Origin of the sequence: Thiothrix eikelboomii, from assembly GCF_900167255.1 — a bacterium.
Classification (GTDB): domain Bacteria; phylum Pseudomonadota; class Gammaproteobacteria; order Thiotrichales; family Thiotrichaceae; genus Thiolinea; species Thiolinea eikelboomii.
The window spans coordinates 188342-207107 of record NZ_FUYB01000001.1; the positions used below are offsets into that span (position 1 = coordinate 188342).

Here is an 18766-nt window from a genome sequence, read left to right on the forward strand (position 1 = left end):
TACCCTGACTTTTTTACAACAACTCGCCCAAATGATCAATAAGTTGGGCAAGTGGCTTGATAAGGCGTCTTTACTATACCCCAACGATACTGTAAAGGCGCATGTGGATCGGATACTAAATGACCACCCTCTAGATTTTTACGCAATTCACGTACACTCATATATAGTTCTTCACCTAGCGTCATTTGCACCATACAAAAATCATTCAAGTGCTTCATTTCGCCTGCCGGTGGCTCATCAATCGAAAACACCGCTTTAGCCCAACGCGCAGGTTGTGATTGCGGATCAAAACGGCCAATCCGATCGAGATGATGACGAATAGAACTAAAAAACATGCCTAAACGTTTATCACGCCCAGGGGTAGAGTGATCATCGTATTCTTTTGCATTCATACATTGACGACCGGTTTTACGAATCTCTTGTAAATGCCATAAAGCATCATAAACGTAAACACTACGATCATTGGCTGACATACATAAGGCTAACAATAAACGAGTCGTTTTTTCATCAGGGCGCTCGGCACGTTTACCGAGCTTTTTAGAAATAATATCCGTGAAGGCTACATAGTCATATTTCAGATCAGCTGCTAAGAGGAATTGCTCTTCACTATAACCGGGCTGAGCACTAGCAGGTTGACGAATATTTTGTGGCTGCTTAAAGCGGCGATAACCATCAGCGAAAGTTTTATCTTCCGGCACATAAAAAGGGAAGGACGGGGTGCGTAACAAGAAACGTGAAGTCTTAGGCGTAGTAGAGGCCATGACTTCCGCGATACCCGTTTCAGTCACTTCAACGATTTGATAGGAGTGCACACCCGGAGCGGCATAAAGATCGCCCGGTTTAATATCATTCAAAGCAACGGGATAGGTATCCTGCCTTAAAGATTTGGTGCTGGTCATATCCGCAACATAATCCATAAAGCGCCGGACACGCTGCGGCTCAGGTAAGTTATCCCAAGTACTCATATCATTACTAATAATCTTTCCGGGGCTTTGCTGGTTATTGACCGCAAAGGGCAACCGATGCTCAAAAGAAAAAATTAGGCGCATGGCATAGGTTGCATCAGCACAATCATTTTCAAACTTATAATAAATTGGCTTGGCTGGGTTCATGAAAATATCATCTTTCCAGTTCTGGACTACCCACTGGCGATAACGATTTTCCCACGATTCGTCCCATTGAGACTCTGTGCTCCAAACAGCCGCATATACTGAGCTTAAAGGTGCTAAACAGATCCAGACCGCTAGTAGTAATAACGCTTTAAATTTATCCATGACTTCTATGCTTATACGAGAAGAACAACTACGGTTGAGAGGCAAGAATGCAACAGTAACTGATTATCTACAACAATATCAAATTTAACCGCTTTATAAGAAAAAATAATCACTAATAAAAAACGCCCGATTTCGTAAGAAATCGGGCTGTTAAGAGTCGATTTTATTGAATCACAGCCTCAGACTGCAACCCAAAAAACACTATTCTCATTACTTTTTGTAAGTTTTCATCACGCCGGCATCAATTTGAACCGGACCTTTGTAATTGCCTTTAGCCTTGACGGGTGGCATGACTACCTCAACCTTGTTGCCACCTTTGCAGCTGTAATGATGGCTGTGGTTAGCATTGTTGTAAGGATGGGTATGGGTAATCGAATCGGTACAACCCGGAATCGCTGGGTGAGTATGTGCCCATTTATCAACCATTGGTGGCTTTTTCATTGGTGGTAAAGGCTTTTTCTTCACTCCACCTTTGCAGCTATACGCATGCTTATGGTTAGCATTCGTAAATGGATGAGTATGCGTAGTAGAATCGGTGCAACCCGGAATCGCTGGGTGAGTATGTGCGCCACTGACAGGCGGCACAGGCTTCTTGCACTTGCTGCAATCTACAACAGTCACTGTCTCAGCTGGCTTAGCCTCGGGTGCAGGTGCAGCTTGTTGTGCAGCCATTTGGCTACAACCAGAAGCAAACATACTAACTGCAAAGATCGCCGCTAAAGTATACGGAGTCTTGATTTTCATGGCCTTTAATCTCTTTCGTTGTTAAGTGTAAAGCAGCAACGACTAGACGTGAACCCCACTTTCTAATCATTGATCGACGTAATGGCTCAGCAGAATGTTTGTATGAATATGCCCAACATTCAGCCCTAAATGTTGCTAAAAGCCAACAAACCCAAGAATTTAGTTGTAACTTTCGCACAACCAAATCATACCGCTCAGTATCCAGTAGGTAAACAGTTCAAGCTATGAATTTCTATGGAAAACGCAAATTTTTAGCCCGGAAATCCGCCCCCCATCGGCGGAAAGCCCCCACCAGTCGGCAATTTACCTTTCATGCTTTGCATCAATTTTCGCATCCCACCTTTCGAAAATTGCTTCATGACTTTACTCATCTGCTGCTGTTGTTTGAGCAAACGATTAACATCTTGAACTTGCAAGCCACAACCCGCTGCAATCCGGCGTTTACGTGAAGATTTAATCACCTCAGGATTACGGCGCTCTTCAAGGGTCATTGAGTTAATAATCGCAATCATCCGGCGAATTTCTTTGTCATTGGCTTGGTCTTTGAGATGGGCAGGCATCGCCCCCATGCCGGGCAATTTATCCAGTAAGCTACTCATACCACCCATTTTTAGCATTTGATTCATCTGATCACGCAGATCCTCAAAATCAAACCCTTTACCCTTATTCAGCTTACGGGCAAGCTTCTGGGCTTTTTCATGATCGACTTTAGTTTGTGCTTGCTCAATCAAGCTGAGCACATCACCCATCCCTAAAATACGCGAGGCCATACGATCAGGATGGAAGGGTTCTAAAGCATCTAATTTCTCACCCACACCAATAAATTTAATCGGCTTACCCGTGATATGCCGCACTGATAATGCTGCACCCCCCCGTGCGTCACCATCTGTTTTGGTCAGTACCACCCCAGTTAAAGGCAACGCATCACCAAAAGCCTTGGCAGTGTTCGCCGCATCTTGCCCGGTCATGCTGTCAACGACAAATAAAGTTTCAACGGGATTGAGCAGTTTATGCAACTGGCTGATTTCACCCATCATTTCAGCATCAATATGCAACCGACCTGCCGTATCAATGATCAAAACATCCATGTACTGTCGCTTAGCTTGAGCAAGCGCAGCTAACGCGATCTCAGTCGGTTGTTGATTCGGCTCACTGGGAAAGAAGACCGCTTCGGTTTGGTTAGCAATCGTTTCTAATTGCTTAATCGCGGCGGGACGATAGATGTCGCAGCTCGCCACCATCACCGTCTTTTTGCTTTTTTCTTTTAAGAAACGAGTTAGCTTACCGACGGTTGTGGTTTTACCCGCACCTTGTAAGCCAGCCATTAAAATGACTGCCGGAGGTTGAGTATTAAGATTTAAACTCGCATTGGCCTGCCCCATGATTTCAATCAGCTCTTCGTGAACGACTTTAATCAAAGCTTGGCCGGGTGTTAAACTGTCTAAAACCTCTTGACCGACTGCCCGCTCACGAATGCGATTAATAAAATCTCGCACCACAGGCAGAGCCACATCGGCCTCCAGTAGTGCCATTCTGACATCACGCAGCGCATCTTTTATATTTTCATCCGTCAGGCGCGCTTGCCCACGTAATTTTTTTACCGTTTTCGAAAGCCGATCACTTAAATTTTCAAACATGATTATGGTCTTCTGCTAGTCCCAATCGAGAACAAATTGCTATCATAGCATTAAACTGTATCGTCACACTGATGAGAAGCTAATCTGTATCTAGAATGACAATAATGATGAATGTGGTAGTCATGGCGGCTTGGATGTCGACCTGGCTGATAATTGCTTTACGCTTACGTAAGCCTCCTCAACCGAGGCCACCTAGTTGGCTACTCAATAGTCTTTGGCTATTGGCTTTGATTATACAAGGTGCCAGCTTAATCCTCACTTGGACTAACAGTCAGTCGGGCTTTGTTGATTTTTTTGCTGCCTTATCGGTTGTGCTATGGCTGACTTGCTTTTTGTTATTCCTAGCCCAATTGAATCGACCGCTAGAGAGCCTCGGCTTATTAATCATTCCCTTTATTCCCCCCACCTTGCTGGGTAGCTATTTTTTTCCGACCCAAAGCACCAGTTTGAGTTTAGACAATGGGTTAGGGCTACATATTTTCATTTCACTGCTGGCCTATAGCCTGCTGACCCTAGCCGCCTTACATGCTTTATTATTGGGTTTGCAAATCCGCCAACTCCATGATCACAAACCGAATATTTTAGTCAGAACCCTGCCACCCTTGCAGGATATGGAATCACTGCTATTTAAGGTGATTGCTTTAGGTTGGCTATTACTCAGCCTTAGTTTAATCAGTGGCTTTATTTATCTTGATGATCTGTTTGCGCAGCATGTAGCGCATAAAACGCTCTTGTCGATTTTAGCTTGGTGCGTCTTTGCTATTTTATTGTATGGACATTGGCAATACGGTTGGCGGGGCAAAAAAGCGATTCGTTGGACCTTAGTGGGCTTTTTATTATTGATGATCGCTTTCTTTGGTAGTAAGTTTGTTCTTGAATATTTAAAACAACCATGAACGGGACCAACGAGACCCTCTCACTCAACCTACAACTCATCACTTTGCTTGTTTTGGTACTCTTAATAGCGCTGCTAACCGCCTCAGAAACAGCTTTGCTGACTTATAAGCGTCTGCATGCCACTAGTCGCAAAGAGCGTTTAAACCATTTATTGAGCCATACCGATCAGGTCATCACCCTGCTACAACTGTTTAAGTACTTTCTTCTAATTCTAGTCATTTGGTTAGGCCTAGCACTGATGAGTCGTTTCATTGACCTTGCCGTGGTTTGGTCAATGGTACTCAGCCTCCTCGGTTTTACGCTAGTCTTGCTCTTGGTAGCGGAACTACTCCCTCGTAAACTCGCTCGACTCTACCCAGAGAGTTTTGCCTACCCATTTGCCGAGTTTTACTCAGCCTTACTGGTGTTGGCTTGGCCATTGGTTGCCCTCGTGAATCTACTAGCCAATATGGTTTTGAAGCTCTGCCAACAACCCACCACGCCGCCTAACATCGTGAAGTTTAGTGGTGCAGAGCTGAGACAACTCATTGAGGTTGAAGGCCTCAATATTCCGCCCGAGCATCTAGAAATGCTGATTAGCATTGTTGACTTAGAATCGAGCCAAGTAGAAGACATTATGATTCCACGTCATCAGTTAGTCGGGATTGATCTAACCGAAGATTGGGCTGATATTCAAGAGCAAGTTATCCACAGCCTATTCACCCGCCTTTTGATCTATGAACATTCTGTGGATAATATTTTAGGCTTTGTGCATTTGAAACGCCTCTTGCCCTTACTCGCTGAAGACAAGCTTGATCGTGAGCATCTCAAAGCGAGTATACGCCCCGCCTATTTTATTCCTAAAGGTACGTCGCTGATTCAGCAACTCTTGAATTTCCGTGAGCAAGCACGGCGTTCAGCAATTGTGGTCGATGAATATGGGGATATTTTAGGAATGTTGGCATTAGAGGATATACTAGAAGAAATTGTTGGTGAGTTTTCTACAGTTCCCATTAGGCATGAAAATACGATTCAAATCATGGCGGACGGTAGTGCTTGGTTAGATGGAGCGACACCTATCCGAGAAATCAATCAGGCTCTTAATTTGGATTTACCCGTCAATGGCCCAAAAACCATTAATGGTTTAATCATGGAGCATTTAGAGTTGCTACCCGTACCCGGCATGACGGTATTAATCGAGCAGCATCCGATGGAAATTCGCAAAACTCGCAAAAATATTATTAAAACTTTGATTATTTATCCAGCAATTCCAACCTCTAACCTCAGCGGAGCAGCCGATGGCAAAAAATAAATTGCAGTATTACTGCAGCGCCTGTGGCAGTGTGCACAGTAAATGGAATGGCCAATGTTCTGATTGTGGTGCTTGGAATACTTTAGAAGAAAGCATCGCAGCGCCTACCACCACTAAAAACCCCCGCTTCACGGGCTATGCTGGCGAACCTGCCAGTATTCGTAGCCTTAAAGAAATTCATGTCCAAGAAGACCCACGCACCACAACTGGGGTTCAAGAATTAGATCGGGTGTTAGGCGGAGGATTAGTGGCCGGCTCTGTCGTCCTTATTGGCGGCGATCCCGGTATCGGTAAATCAACCATTTTGCTACAAACGCTCTGTGACCTCACTGAGATTCGTAGCCTTTATGTCACAGGTGAAGAATCACTCCAACAAGTCAGCTTGCGCGCTAGACGCTTAGGCTTGAATGCTGAGCATTTACGTTTACTCACTGAAACAGGGGTCGAAACTGTACTGGCCTTGGCGCAGACTGAACAACCACAAATTATGGTGATCGACTCGATTCAAACCCTGTACACTGAACAATTGCAGTCTGCACCCGGCTCAGTCAGCCAAATTCGTGAATCGGCTGCACAATTAGTTCGCTTTGCTAAGCAAACTCAAACTACACTCTTTATAGTAGGCCATGTCACCAAGGAGGGTACTTTAGCCGGCCCTCGGGTACTCGAGCATATGGTTGATACCGTCTTGTACTTTGAAGGCGACCCCGGGGGGCGCTATCGGATTTTGCGAGCGGTTAAGAATCGTTTTGGCGCTGTCAACGAACTAGGCGTCTTTGCCATGACTGAGCAAGGTTTAAAAGGAGTTAGCAATCCGTCGGCTATTTTCCTCTCTCGGCATGAAGAACCTGTCTCTGGTAGTGCTATCATGGTAACACGTGAGGGTACGCGCCCCTTATTGGTGGAAGTGCAAGCGTTAGTCGATACCAGCCATGCAGGTCATGCTCGCCGTGTGACTTTAGGGATGGAGCAAAACCGCTTAGCGATGCTCTTGGCTGTTTTGCATCGGCATGGTGGAATTTCCATGTACGATCAAGATGTTTTTATTAATATTGTAGGCGGCGTTAAGATTTCAGAAACGGCAGCTGATTTACCATTGTTATTGGCTGCGCTGTCCAGTTTTCGAAGCAGACCGCTACCTGCCGATGTGGTGATTTTTGGCGAAGTCGGTTTAGCAGGAGAGATTCGCCCTGTTCCAAATGGCGAAGAGCGACTGAGGGAAGCGGCCAAGCATGGTTTTAAACAAGCTATTGTGCCTAAAGCCAATAAACCACACCATGCTATTCAAGGCATGAAAGTCACTGCAGTGGCTCGATTAGAGGAGGCGATGGCGGCATTGATGTAAAAATACAACACGCCAAGCGCATAATTGTTGACTCAAAACCACATATATAATAGCTTTATGAACATTCTGGGGCGTAATTTTACTCACAAATTCGGTTTGATCCGCCCTAACAGGTTTCTTTGCCACAATCGCCTTATTCATATGTTCATGAAGAAGTAAGTTATGGATCACTTGCCTGCTTGTTCAGCCAGGGAGTTTTATCTTGTCATTTATTGATTTAGGTCTACAGGGTGCTTTCGCCGATAATATCGACGCAGCAGGCTATGAGACCCCGACAGAATTACAACAACAGCTTATTCCTTTAATGGCACAACGTAAAAGTGCTATTGTTTGGACTCAGTCCGCAGCCGGTAAAACGGGTGCTTTTTTAATCCCTGCCATTAATTATATTTTTAATAACCCGCTCACTGAGCATCAAGGCGCACGTATTCTAGTGCTTACCTCGCGCCGTGATCGAGTGAATCAAATCACTTACACGATTAAGCGTTTGCTCGGTGAAGGCCAGCAGATTCGAACCGGCTTTATTGTCAGTGGCCGCCCTTATCAACCTCAAATGCGTTTATTGCGTCGCCCTCTCGATTTAATGATCGCGACTCCGGGACGCTTAAATGATTTAGTTGATAATAATAAGGCAGACTTCTCACATATCGAACTACTGATTATTGATGATCTGACAGCTATCCATAAAAAGGGTTTACATGGTTTAGTCGATCGAATTATTCAGCAAAAACCAGCGGGTGCACCGGTCATCGCTTTTGTGCGTCATGATGAGGAAGTGACACCGTATGCCCGTAATATGCTGCCCAACTGTGAAGAGATTACGATTGAGGATGAAAAGTCCCAGTTGTTACGCTTGCCACAATTAGTCCATCAGGCGGATGATTACACCCATAAATTAGCCTTGATTGATTACATTTTAGATGGCTTAAAAGGCAAACCTACCGTTATTTTTACCGTCACCAGCAAAACAGCCAAAAGCCTAGCCGATAATTTAGCGAATCACGGACATACCGCAGACTCGACACATCTCTTACCCGATGAGGAGCGCAATTTAGAAGCTTGCCCGATTCTGATCGTGCCTGATCAAGAGGACTTTATTCCTGACTTGAGTGGCTATGAACCAGTGATTCATTTTGAATTACCTGAAAAAACAGACACTTACCTAAGTCGACTCCAAAGCGTCTTAGGCATTGAGCGTCAAGAACCCATTATTTTATTAGCCGGCCCTAGTGATCGTGACTGCCTGAAAAAACTCGAAGAATTTCAGGGTGAGCCGATTAATCAGCGGACGATTCCGGGTTTAGAGCCTAAACAAACAAATCGTCACAGCGCTAAACCCAATCCACGCACCAACACCCGCAAACCGGGTAGCCATCCTCGAAATCCTGCCAATGGCGAAAAATCCAGCCGCCCACCCAATGGACGTGGCAAGCCTACTAATAATAGCTCAGCAACTGCAACCGCACGCACAAGTGGTGCTGGTGCTGCTACCGACGATAAACAACGTGGACGTAAAGGCCCTTATGGGCGCTTAAATGGTGGTGCGCAGCGTAAGCAAGGAGCAGGTCAACAAGCAGCCGATGCAGGTTATGAAATTGGTAGCTGGGAAAAGCAAGATTATGTACCCAAACAGGCGACGACTGCCGATAAAAAAGTGGTGATTCGTTATAAAGAAAAACGTCGAAACTTAGTCAAATAGCCGAATCAGCCATGCTAAGCTTAGAAGACGAGCATTTGCTCCGCCAAAAACTGTTTGATTTGCGCCAAGAACATCGTGATCTTGATGTTGCAATTGAGGCTTTGCGCGCAAGTCCGACGGGTGACGAGTTTATGCTGTCACGCCTGAAAAAACGTAAATTGCTTTTAAAAGATATGATCCAAAAAATCAGCAGTCAGCTGATTCCTGATATGAATGCTTGAAAGTGTGTGCATCTGCGTGAAGGCTTCAGCGATTGACTTAAATCAGACTCAAGTCAACGTATTATCAGCCGTTTGGTGATGAGGATGATGAGTTAAGCTTTTGCAAAATTGAGAGATTGGCAGCCGGAAAATCTAAGTCTTGCAGCTGTGCTAATTCAAACCAAGCAATAGTCTGCCCCTCTCGGCCTATCGGTTCATATTGAAACTGATCAACTATCCAGACATCGAGCCAAATATTTTTATCTGAGTAGGCATGTTTAATTTCCAGTAAGGGCTGCATACTCGTTGGCTCAGCCTCAATGCCAAGCTCTTCTAATAACTCGCGCTGCAAAGCGTTCTTAGCCGATTCATTTGGCTCGACTTTACCGCCCGGAAACTCCCATTTACCGCCCTGATGCTTATCGAGTGGGCGCTGAGCGAGCAAAATCTGATGGCGGCGATTATAAATAACGGCCGCAACCACATGAATCCAAATCGCTTCAGCCATACTTAGCTACGATACTCAGCATTGATCTTGACGTAATCATAAGAAAAATCACAAGTCCAAGTCGTTGCACTAGCAGAACCACGCCCTAGGTGAATCCGCACGGTAATCTCATCCCGTTTCATTTCTAGCTGACCTAACTCCTCGCGGTACGAGGGTGCAGGCTGACCCTTTTCAATCAGTAAAGTATCACCAAGCCAAAGAGTAACCGCATTTACATCCAAAGCGTCAATGGGGCTGCGTCCAACAGCGGCAAGAATCCGCCCCCAATTAGGATCACTCGCAAACATCGCGGTTTTAACCAAGGGCGATAAAGCCACTGTGTTACCCACCACTCGTGCTTCGGTACGATCTTTAGCCCCTTCAACGCTCACACTGATGAATTTAGTTGCACCCTCACCATCGCGCACAATCGCTTGTGCTAGATACATACACAAATCTTGGACGGCCTGTTGAAAGATCGCCCGATTGCTGGCATCAATCACGACTCCAGACCGACCCGTGGCGGCCAATACTAAAGAGTCATTGGTGGAAGTATCACCATCAATCGTGATGCAGTTATAGGTTTCCTCAACCACTTCACTAAGAATAGTTTGTAGCAAGTTAGCCTCGACTTGGGCATCCATTGCCACATAAGACAACATAGTCGCCATATTCGGATGGATCATACCTGCGCCCTTGGCAATGCCCGTCATCGTCACTTGCTGACCGCCGATTTCGATTTGCTTGCTCATGGCTTTACCCACCGTATCGGTGGTCATAATGGCTTTAGCCGCCGCCAACCAATGATCTTCCTTTAAACTAGCCAACGCAGAGGGCAAGGCAGCTACAATTTTCTCCACGGGTAAGGGCTGGCCAATCACACCGGTCGAGAAAGGTAAAATCTGCTCAGGAGCACAAGCACCTGCTGTAGCTAAGGCCATACAACAGGCTTTAGCAGCTGCTAGACCTTGCTCACCTGTTCCTGCATTCGCATTACCCGCATTGACTAGCAAATAACGGGGCTTAGCTTTAGCGAGATTTTCACGCGAAACTATCACGGGGGCAGCACAGAAAGCATTGCGAGTAAAAACTGCCGCACAGGAACTCCCTTCAGCTAATTCAAGCAGCAAGAGATCATCGCGCCCTTTATACCGGATGCCCGCATTCAAAGTCGCTAAACGTACCCCTGCAATCGGCAATAAATCTTCATTAAAGGTTAAATTGACGGCCATTAGCTTAACTTCCCATGACATTGCTTATATTTTTTACCTGAGCCACAAGGACAAGGCTCATTCCGTCCCACTTTCGGTTCAGTTGCAGCGGGTAGCGCACTCGGGGCTGGTGTGAAAGCATCCACCACCTCATCATCCTCTGCAAATGCACTGCCAGCAGCAGCATGCGTGTATTGCACGGGTTGCTGCTCAGGTTCATGCAATGGAGGCGGTTCGCCAATTTGAATACGGACTAAGAAGGTAATCACATCATGCTTAATGCGATCTAATAGCTCCTCGAACATATCGAAAGCTTCACGCTTATATTCTTGCTTCGGATTTTTCTGCGCATAACCCCGCAAGCCGATGCCTTGACGTAGATAATCCATCGCAGCTAGATGCTCTTTCCAATGAGTATCCAGAATATGCAACATGGCTTCACGCTCTAAACGACGCATATTTTCTGCACTAATGAGCGCTTCCTTCTGCTCTAACTCGGTTTTCACCAGTGCTTGAATCCGCTCGCGGATTTGCTCTTCGTAAAGCTTCTTATCTTCATCCAGCCATTGCTGAACCGGTACATTCAAACTTAAATCTGTCTGTAACTGCTTTTCTAAGCCCGGAATATCCCATTGCTCATCCACGCTACCTTCTGGAATAAAGCGACTAATCAAAGCCTCAACCACATCATGGCGAATAGAAGCCACCATGTCTTGAATATTGTCGGCCATCAGCAGCTCAGTGCGCTGCTCATAAATGACTTTACGTTGATCATTCGCAACATCATCATATTCCAGCAAATGCTTACGAATATCGTAGTTATGCGCCTCCACTTTACGCTGGGCATTCTCAATCGACTTCGAGACTAAACCCGCTTCAATCGCTTGGCCTTTCTCCATGCCTAGTTTTTGCATCATGCTTTTTACACGATCAGAGGCAAAAATACGCATCAGATTATCTTCAAGCGATAAGTAAAAGCGTGAAGAACCGGGGTCACCTTGACGGCCTGAACGCCCCCGCAGCTGATTATCAATCCGACGCGACTCATGCCGCTCTGTACCGATAATATGCAAACCACCGGCTGCTAACACAGCATCATGACGCTTCTGCCACATGGCCTTGATAGTTTGCTTAGCAGCTTCATCCGCATTGGCTGGTGGAAGCTGTGCAATTTCCTCTTCATAGCTGCCCCCTAAGACAATATCCGTACCGCGACCCGCCATATTGGTCGCAATCGTCACTGCACCTGGGCGACCTGCATTGGCAATAATATGCGCCTCGCGCTCATGTTGCTTCGCATTTAACACTTCATGCGGAATCCGCAACGCTTTAAGCTTATTAGACACTAACTCAGAGGCTTCAATCGAGGCAGTACCGACCAAAACTGGCTGGCCTTTATCAACGCAGGCTTTAATATCTTCGATAATCGCATCGAACTTTTCTTCAGCGGTCAAATAAATCAGATCATTCGCATCCTTACGCACCATTGGGCGATGGGTAGGAATCACAACCACTTCTAAACCATAAATTTGTTGTAGCTCAAACGCCTCTGTATCCGCTGTACCGGTCATACCTGACAGTTTTTTGTATAAGCGGAAATAATTTTGGAAGGTAATCGAAGCAAGCGTTTGGTTTTCAGATTGGATTTCAACGTTTTCTTTCGCTTCAATCGCTTGATGCAAACCTTCAGACCAACGCCGACCGGGCATAGTCCGCCCAGTAAACTCATCAACAATGATGATTTTGCCATCACGTACAATATAGTCGACATTCTTTTGGAATAAAGTCTGGGCACGCAAGCCTGCATTTAAATGATGCAGAATAGCGATACTGGCTGAGTCATATAAACCTTGGCCTTCAGGTAGCACGCCGCGCTCACTCAGAATTTGCTCAACTCGCTCTTGACCTACTTCAGACAGAAAAACCTGCTTGGCTTTTTCATCTACCCAGTAATCACCAACGCTATCTTCTGCTGCTTGGCGATCTAATTCGGGAACAATCGTATTAATAGCGCGATATAAATCCGAGGCATCTTGGCTAGGGCCAGAAATAATCAGTGGGGTACGTGCTTCGTCAATTAGAATCGAGTCAACTTCGTCAATGACGGCATAGGATAATTGCCGTTGTACACGTTCATCCATCGAGAACGCCATATTATCGCGCAGATAATCAAAGCCGAACTCGTTATTAGTACCATAGGTAATATCAGCGGCATAAGCTGTGCGACGTTGGTCTTGAGTTAAGCCATTAATAATCACGCCCGTGCTTAAACCTAAGAAACCATATAGCTTAGCCATCCAGCCAGCATCACGCTGCGCGAGATAATCGTTGACAGTAATAACATGCACGCCTTTGCCCGGCAAAGCGTTCAAATAGGCTGCTAAAGTAGCGACTAAGGTTTTGCCTTCACCCGTGCGCATCTCTGCAATTTTGCCACTATGGAGCACCATGCCACCGATCATTTGCACATCATAATGACGCATACCTAACACACGTTTACTGGCTTCACGCACCGTGGCGAACGCATCAGGTAATAAATCATCAAGGGTAGCACCCGCTACAAGGCGCTCACGGAATTTCACAGTGCGATTTTGCAAGTCGGCATCAGATAACTTGGAGTAATCAGCTTCTAATGCATTGATATTCTTGACGATCTTTGCATAACTTTTAACCAAACGGTCATTACGGCTACCAAAAATCTTTTTAGCAACAGAACCCAGCATAATCTCTTATTTTCTCCTAACTCATCCTGCCAGTGGCTCTAACCGGCAATTCCCTGAGCCAAACGACAAGGCAGAGAGCACACTCCCTTGTGATGACGCAGCCATAGTTGTTCCCCCACTATGGGGGCTAGCCCAAACAAAACAAGCTCAATTTACAAAAAAGTCCGGCGCAATCCTAAGAGAGGAATTGCGCCGGACTAATAGTATAGCCTCATTAACTGGCTATACGGTGAATTATTCCTACTCCGCCAAACCTAAATAAGTTTGTGGATCAATCGCCTCGCCGTTTTGTAGAATCTCCAAATGTAAATGTGGCCCTGTTGAACGCCCCGTACTACCTAAAAGTGCCACTCGATCCGCTTTTTGAATAATCGTACCTGCTTCAACTAAAGCCTGATCCAAATGAGCATAGCGACTCATCAAGCCATTGCCATGATCTATTTCCAGCACAGTACCATAGCCACCTTTATTGCCTACATAAGACACCACCCCACCTGCTACAGCATGCACATCCGTACCACGGGGTCCTGCATAATCCATTCCTTTATGCAGACGCGCCCCGCCATTAAACGGATCGCGCCGAAAACCAAACGGCGAAGAGACATAACCTAATTTCACTGGGCGTGAAGAAGGCATCACCACCGCCTCTAAGGCTTTACCTTCAAGCACTTGATATAAACCTTCCAACAGCGCTTGTTGCTGCTCCATTTGAGATTCCATAGTCTCAAATGCACCTAATAATTCACGAGTGGACACTTTAGGCACTGCGGCTGGAGTATAGTCTTCATCTAAACCACCGCGCGGTGGAGCTTGATCGAAGGAAAACTCATTAGGATCTAATTTAGCACGATTCACCACTCGCTTCGCTAAAGCGTTTAAGCGTACAATCTCCGCCTCTAAAGCACCTAAACGTACTGCCAGTGTGTCAACATCAACCGTATAGGTCGAGTAGGTTTTTTTGATTTCATTGACCGTCTGCATTTGCTGCTCAAGCGTTGAGATAATTTTCTCCGCTTCCTCGGCTGTTAGTGCTTTATGTTGAGGTGTATTATCCAAACGATATAGACCTAACATTTGGTTCACGGATAAGCCAATAATCAGTAAGGCGACTAAGCTGGCCGGTAGCACTAAATGGGTGATAGGGTTCAAACTAAACGAAGCGCGTCGTGCACCATCACGACTAATACAAATAACTTTCATGCGACTAACATCCGATGATGCCCTCCACAGGCAAACTAAGCACTCTTTTATAATAGTTGGATGTAGTGCAGGTTGATGTAAAAAGATATTATGAGAAAAATCAACTACTTTATTAATGATGGTTTGTCTGAAAGGCTGGATCAACTAGATAAGCTGAGCGATTTGATTAGCCAGCATACTCATATGTGCCTCGATAACCGGATCTGGCCGATGATACGCAATCGACGTTTGCTTGTGCTGACTGACGACCCTCATTTCGCCACCCAAGCACGATTTACACAGAAGACACTCTGCCATCATCTCAATAAAGAGTTGAATATTAAACTAAATGGCGTGGATATTAAATTGATTGCTATGCCGCTGGCAAGTTTTGGGCGAAAAACCAACAGAACACCGATGAGTGAACAAACCATTGAAACGCTTGCCAGTATTGCCCAGCAAATTACGGATGAAGGCTTACGACAAGCTTTAGTTCGCGTCGCTTTAGTCCATCGAACCCATACTTATCAGCCTCAAACCGCTAAGGCATAACCATCCGCGAAGATCGCACGCTCACGTTGTCTTTCTTCCAACGACACCATTTCCCAAGCATCTTTACGCACTAACAGTTCACGGACTAAGAGATTATTGATGGCATGCCCGGCTTTATGCCCATGAAACGCGCCGATGATGCCATGCCCTAAGGTGTACAAATCGCCAATTGCATCTAGGATTTTATGACGAATAAACTCATCACTGTACCGCAAACCATCTGGGTTCAACACGCGGAACTCATCTAAAACGATGGCATTTTCAAGACTGCCCCCTAAGCCCAAATTCTTTGAACGTAGCAGCTCAATATCACGCATAAAACCAAAAGTACGAGCACGAGCTATTTCGCTAGCATAGGCTTGTTTAGAAAAATCCAACTCCATGCTTTGGCGCGTAGCACTCACGGCGGGGTGATTGAATTGAATATCAAAAGAGGCTTTAAAACCTTCATAGGGGGTTAAACGCGCCCAAGCATCACCTTTACGGAACTCCACGGGTTTTTTAATCCGAATGAAGCGCTTAGTTGCCTGTTGTTCAGCAATACCCGCCGAGAGAATTAAATACAAAAAAGGAGCAGCGCTGCCATCCATAATGGGGATTTCAGCGGCATCAATATCCACATATAGATTATCCACCCCCAAGCCTGCCAAAGCCGATAAGAGATGCTCAACAGTAGCCACTTTCACCGGCCCATCCAATAAGGCTGTGCAGAGCATTGTCTCGCCTACTCGTTCAGGATGCAGACGAATTTCTGGCCGCTGTGGAAGATCAATTCGACGAAAAATAATCCCTGTGTTCACAGGTGCAGGCTGTAGGCGCATGGCTACTTTCTTTCCAGAATGCAAACCAATACCAGTTGAAGACACTGCCGTTTTTAGTGTTCTTTGTTTCAGCACTTGTCAGCCCCTATTTTTTCCATAACTACGTGTACCGCTTAATAAACGGCGCTGATCATATCACAATTAATCGCAGTCATTTTAAATAGATTTTGCCAAGCTTACGCTGAATAAAACCTTCTTACCGACCTCTAAAAGCAACCAACTGGGGTCAATCGGTTGCTAAGGCAAGTTTGAATCATGACAAGTGGCATTTAATCGGCTTGATGACGCAGAAATGCCGGCACATCTAAAGTCGTGCCATTATTAAGTTTATTACCGTTAGTGGAAACACCTGCATTCGTGCGAATATCGTCAATATTCACAACCACCCGGGGTTTTGCGGGGCGCATAGGCGGTACAGGCACGGTTTCATGCTTAGCCCCTTGATAGGCTGATTTAGAAGCTACTGGTTTAGAGACTGCGGTTGTCGCTGCATCTTCTAAGCCTGTGGCTACCAAAGTCACGCGAATTTCATCACGCATTTCAGGGTCAATTACTGTACCGACCACAACAGTGGCCTCATCTGAAGCAAATTGGCGAATCACTTCACCGACCTCTTCAAACTCATGGATACCCATATCAAGGCCAGCTGTAATATTCACCAGAATACCACGAGCACCATCTAAGCAAATATCTTCCAATAAGGGGTTAGATACGGCTGCTTGAGCTGCTTTCTCAGCACGACCATCACCTTGAGCTTTACCCATACCCATCACGGCCATACCCATGCCAGACATAACGGTACGCACATCCGCAAAGTCGACATTGATTAAACCAGGGCGAGTAATCAGCTCAGCGATCCCTTGAACCGCATTTAACAGCACATTATTAGCTGACTTAAAAGCATCTAATAAAGTAGCATTCTTACCTAAAGCGGTTAACAACTTTTGGTTAGGAATCGTGATCAAGGAATCTACATGACGTGCTAATTCAGCGATACCCGCATCCGCCAATTTCATGCGCTTATTCCCTTCTAAATGGAAGGGGCGAGTCACGACCGCAACGGTTAAAATCCCTAAATCACGGGCAATCTCAGCGACAACCGGTGCTGCACCAGTACCCGTACCACCGCCCATACCCGCTGTGATGAACAGCATATCCGTACCACGAATTAATTCTTTAATCCGCTCACGATCTTCCATCGCTGCTTCACGTCCCACATCAGGATTAGCACCTGCACCTAAACCTTTGGTCAGATTAGTACCTAATTGCAGAATCGTATCAATTTCACAGGTTTTTAGAGCTTGTGCATCCGTGTTAGCGCAAATGTATTCAACACCTTCAATACCGGAGGTCAACATGTTGCTAACTGCATTACCACCACCGCCACCAACCCCGATGACCTTAATCACGGCACCGGACTTTTGATTATCCATAATTTCAAACATGCCCATTCTCCAACTGTTACAAATTTCCGTTAAACCAACCTTTAATGCGCTCCCATAAGCTATCCGCTGAGCTTATTGGCACCGGGTGTATTCCTCTGCGCTCTCCATAAACCTGTTGGGTAATACCATACAACAGGAGTCCTACCCCAGTGGAGTGGATAGGATTTTCGACTTCACCACGTAAGCCACCAATATCACGCGGCATACCTAACCGAACTGGCATGTGAAAAACCTCCTCAGCCAATTCGATAGCACCTTTCATTTTCGAAGTACCCCCCGTGAGGACAATACCTGCTCCGATCCGCTCTTCATAACCACTGCGTTGAAGTTCATCCAAAACTAACGCGAACAACTCCGCATAACGTGGCTCAATAATAGAGGATAAGACGAAGGTGGATAGGCTCAGCGCTTCCCGCTCACCCACACCGGGTACATCAATAAATTCTTCCTGCCCAATCAATTTTTGTAAGGCGATACCATGTTTAATCTTGATCTCTTCCGCATGGCGTGTTGGAGTACGCACACCTAGCGCAATATCATTGGTCACTTGGTCGCCAGCAATAGGTATTACCGCTGTATGATGAATAGCACCATTGAGGAAAACGGCAATATCGCTAGTTCCCCCACCGATATCCACCAAACAGACACCCAACTCTTTCTCATCCTCCTCAAGCACGGCATAGCTAGAGGCCACTTGCTCAAGGATAATATCTTCTACACTCAGCCCACAGCGCTCAACGCATTTAATAATATTTTGCGCGGCCCCATGTGCGGCAGTCACTAAATGCACCCGAGCCTCCAAGCGGACACCTGACATGCCGACTGGCTCACGGATACCTTCTTGAGTATCAATCACATACTCTTGAGGCAAAACATGCAAAATACGTTGATCCGCAGGAATAGCGACTGCCCTCGCCGCATCCATCACACGCTCAAGATCTTGACTGGTCACTTCTTTTTCTTTAATAGCGACAATTCCGTGTGAATTGAGGCTACGCACATGACTTCCAGCAATACCTACATAGACTGAACTAATTCTGATCCCAGACATCAACTCAGCTTCTTCAACGGCTTTTTGGATCGACTGAATGGTCGATTCGATATTGACAACCACCCCACGCCGCATCCCACGTGAAGGCGAACTTCCAATTCCGACCACTTCAAGGCGACCATTTTCGTTCACCTCACCGACCATAGCGACAACTTTTGAAGTACCTATATCTAAGGCGACGATCGTGTTACGCTCTGATTTTTTTGACAT

At 45.9% G+C, this 18766-nt stretch carries 16 protein-coding genes; 6 read left to right on the top strand and 10 right to left on the bottom strand.

What is annotated here, in order from left to right; translation table 11 throughout:
* Nucleotides 1-35 precede the first annotated feature (35 nt).
* The 3 genes from B5D50_RS00935 to ffh form a co-directional block, all read right to left on the bottom strand.
* Complete coding sequence (locus tag B5D50_RS00935) at nucleotides 36-1274, bottom strand: hypothetical protein (RefSeq protein WP_078920695.1); 1239 nt, start codon at nucleotides 1272-1274, stop codon at nucleotides 36-38.
* Between the two features lie 210 nt (nucleotides 1275-1484).
* Nucleotides 1485-2018 carry a hypothetical protein gene (locus tag B5D50_RS00940; RefSeq protein ID WP_078920696.1) on the bottom strand — a complete coding sequence of 178 codons (534 nt, stop codon included), beginning with the start codon at nucleotides 2016-2018 and terminating at the stop codon, nucleotides 1485-1487.
* A gap of 251 nt (nucleotides 2019-2269) precedes the next feature.
* Nucleotides 2270-3655: a signal recognition particle protein gene (gene ffh, locus B5D50_RS00945; RefSeq protein ID WP_078920697.1), complete on the bottom strand. Its 1386-nt coding sequence runs from the start codon at nucleotides 3653-3655 to the stop codon at nucleotides 2270-2272.
* Between the two features lie 104 nt (nucleotides 3656-3759).
* On the opposite strand from ffh, the gene B5D50_RS00950 reads away from it, so the two are divergent.
* From B5D50_RS00950 to B5D50_RS00970, 5 genes are all read left to right on the top strand, one after another.
* A complete protein-coding gene (locus B5D50_RS00950; protein ID WP_234975754.1) occupies nucleotides 3760-4551 on the top strand; it encodes a cytochrome C assembly family protein in 792 nt (263 codons plus the stop codon).
* Nucleotides 4548-5843 carry a CNNM domain-containing protein gene (locus tag B5D50_RS00955; RefSeq protein ID WP_078920699.1) on the top strand — a complete coding sequence of 432 codons (1296 nt, stop codon included), beginning with the start codon at nucleotides 4548-4550 and terminating at the stop codon, nucleotides 5841-5843. Before B5D50_RS00950 ends, B5D50_RS00955 begins: the two co-directional genes overlap by 4 nt.
* Nucleotides 5830-7188, top strand: a complete 1359-nt coding sequence (gene radA / locus B5D50_RS00960; RefSeq protein ID WP_078920700.1) for a DNA repair protein RadA — start codon at nucleotides 5830-5832, stop codon at nucleotides 7186-7188. Before B5D50_RS00955 ends, radA begins: the two co-directional genes overlap by 14 nt.
* Nucleotides 7189-7390: 202 nt before the next feature.
* Nucleotides 7391-8887: a DEAD/DEAH box helicase gene (locus tag B5D50_RS00965; protein ID WP_078920701.1), complete on the top strand. Its 1497-nt coding sequence runs from the start codon at nucleotides 7391-7393 to the stop codon at nucleotides 8885-8887.
* A gap of 11 nt (nucleotides 8888-8898) precedes the next feature.
* Complete coding sequence (locus B5D50_RS00970) at nucleotides 8899-9108, top strand: YdcH family protein (protein ID WP_078920702.1); 210 nt, start codon at nucleotides 8899-8901, stop codon at nucleotides 9106-9108.
* A 64-nt stretch (nucleotides 9109-9172) separates the two neighbouring features.
* Here B5D50_RS00970 and mutT read toward each other — a convergent pair whose 3' ends face one another.
* The 4 genes from mutT to B5D50_RS00990 all read right to left on the bottom strand — a co-directional run bounded on the left by mutT (nucleotide 9173) and on the right by B5D50_RS00990 (nucleotide 14708).
* The gene (gene mutT, locus B5D50_RS00975) at nucleotides 9173-9595 is read right to left on the bottom strand and encodes an 8-oxo-dGTP diphosphatase MutT (protein WP_078920703.1); all 423 of its coding nucleotides are present in this window, start codon (nucleotides 9593-9595) and stop codon (nucleotides 9173-9175) included.
* 2 nt (nucleotides 9596-9597) lie between these two features.
* Nucleotides 9598-10806, bottom strand: coding sequence for a bifunctional glutamate N-acetyltransferase/amino-acid acetyltransferase ArgJ (argJ, locus tag B5D50_RS00980; protein ID WP_078920704.1), 1209 nt, complete (start codon nucleotides 10804-10806; stop codon nucleotides 9598-9600).
* Nucleotides 10806-13508, bottom strand: a complete 2703-nt coding sequence (secA, locus tag B5D50_RS00985; protein ID WP_078920705.1) for a preprotein translocase subunit SecA — start codon at nucleotides 13506-13508, stop codon at nucleotides 10806-10808. Before secA ends, argJ begins: the two co-directional genes overlap by 1 nt.
* 240 nt (nucleotides 13509-13748) lie before the next feature.
* Nucleotides 13749-14708 carry a M23 family metallopeptidase gene (locus B5D50_RS00990; protein WP_078920706.1) on the bottom strand — a complete coding sequence of 320 codons (960 nt, stop codon included), beginning with the start codon at nucleotides 14706-14708 and terminating at the stop codon, nucleotides 13749-13751.
* 90 nt (nucleotides 14709-14798) lie between these two features.
* Between B5D50_RS00990 and B5D50_RS00995 the strand changes: the two genes are divergently transcribed.
* Nucleotides 14799-15239 carry a hypothetical protein gene (locus tag B5D50_RS00995; RefSeq protein WP_078920707.1) on the top strand — a complete coding sequence of 147 codons (441 nt, stop codon included), beginning with the start codon at nucleotides 14799-14801 and terminating at the stop codon, nucleotides 15237-15239.
* On the opposite strand, the gene lpxC is transcribed toward B5D50_RS00995, so the two are convergent.
* The 3 genes from lpxC to ftsA all read right to left on the bottom strand — a co-directional run bounded on the left by lpxC (nucleotide 15221) and on the right by ftsA (nucleotide 18766).
* Nucleotides 15221-16135: a UDP-3-O-acyl-N-acetylglucosamine deacetylase gene (gene lpxC / locus B5D50_RS01000; protein WP_078920708.1), complete on the bottom strand. Its 915-nt coding sequence runs from the start codon at nucleotides 16133-16135 to the stop codon at nucleotides 15221-15223. The two genes, B5D50_RS00995 and lpxC, sit on opposite strands and share 19 nt — an antisense overlap.
* A 194-nt stretch (nucleotides 16136-16329) precedes the next feature.
* Nucleotides 16330-17505 carry a cell division protein FtsZ gene (ftsZ, locus tag B5D50_RS01005; protein WP_078920710.1) on the bottom strand — a complete coding sequence of 392 codons (1176 nt, stop codon included), beginning with the start codon at nucleotides 17503-17505 and terminating at the stop codon, nucleotides 16330-16332.
* A 16-nt stretch (nucleotides 17506-17521) separates the two neighbouring features.
* Nucleotides 17522-18766, bottom strand: a complete 1245-nt coding sequence (gene ftsA, locus B5D50_RS01010) for a cell division protein FtsA (RefSeq protein ID WP_078920711.1) — start codon at nucleotides 18764-18766, stop codon at nucleotides 17522-17524.

Coding starts and splice junctions, on each gene's coding strand:
- B5D50_RS00935 (WP_078920695.1), bottom strand. CDS start 1,274: ATGGATAAATTTAAAGCGTTATTACTACTAGCGGTCTGGATCTGTTTA.
- B5D50_RS00940 (WP_078920696.1), bottom strand. CDS start 2,018: ATGAAAATCAAGACTCCGTATACTTTAGCGGCGATCTTTGCAGTTAGT.
- ffh (WP_078920697.1), bottom strand. CDS start 3,655: ATGTTTGAAAATTTAAGTGATCGGCTTTCGAAAACGGTAAAAAAATTA.
- B5D50_RS00950 (WP_234975754.1), top strand. CDS start 3,760: ATGATGAATGTGGTAGTCATGGCGGCTTGGATGTCGACCTGGCTGATA.
- B5D50_RS00955 (WP_078920699.1), top strand. CDS start 4,548: ATGAACGGGACCAACGAGACCCTCTCACTCAACCTACAACTCATCACT.
- radA (WP_078920700.1), top strand. CDS start 5,830: ATGGCAAAAAATAAATTGCAGTATTACTGCAGCGCCTGTGGCAGTGTG.
- B5D50_RS00970 (WP_078920702.1), top strand. CDS start 8,899: ATGCTAAGCTTAGAAGACGAGCATTTGCTCCGCCAAAAACTGTTTGAT.
- mutT (WP_078920703.1), bottom strand. CDS start 9,595: ATGGCTGAAGCGATTTGGATTCATGTGGTTGCGGCCGTTATTTATAAT.
- argJ (WP_078920704.1), bottom strand. CDS start 10,806: ATGGCCGTCAATTTAACCTTTAATGAAGATTTATTGCCGATTGCAGGG.
- secA (WP_078920705.1), bottom strand. CDS start 13,508: ATGCTGGGTTCTGTTGCTAAAAAGATTTTTGGTAGCCGTAATGACCGT.
- B5D50_RS00990 (WP_078920706.1), bottom strand. CDS start 14,708: ATGAAAGTTATTTGTATTAGTCGTGATGGTGCACGACGCGCTTCGTTT.
- B5D50_RS00995 (WP_078920707.1), top strand. CDS start 14,799: ATGAGAAAAATCAACTACTTTATTAATGATGGTTTGTCTGAAAGGCTG.
- ftsZ (WP_078920710.1), bottom strand. CDS start 17,505: ATGTTTGAAATTATGGATAATCAAAAGTCCGGTGCCGTGATTAAGGTC.
- ftsA (WP_078920711.1), bottom strand. CDS start 18,766: ATGTCAAAAAAATCAGAGCGTAACACGATCGTCGCCTTAGATATAGGT.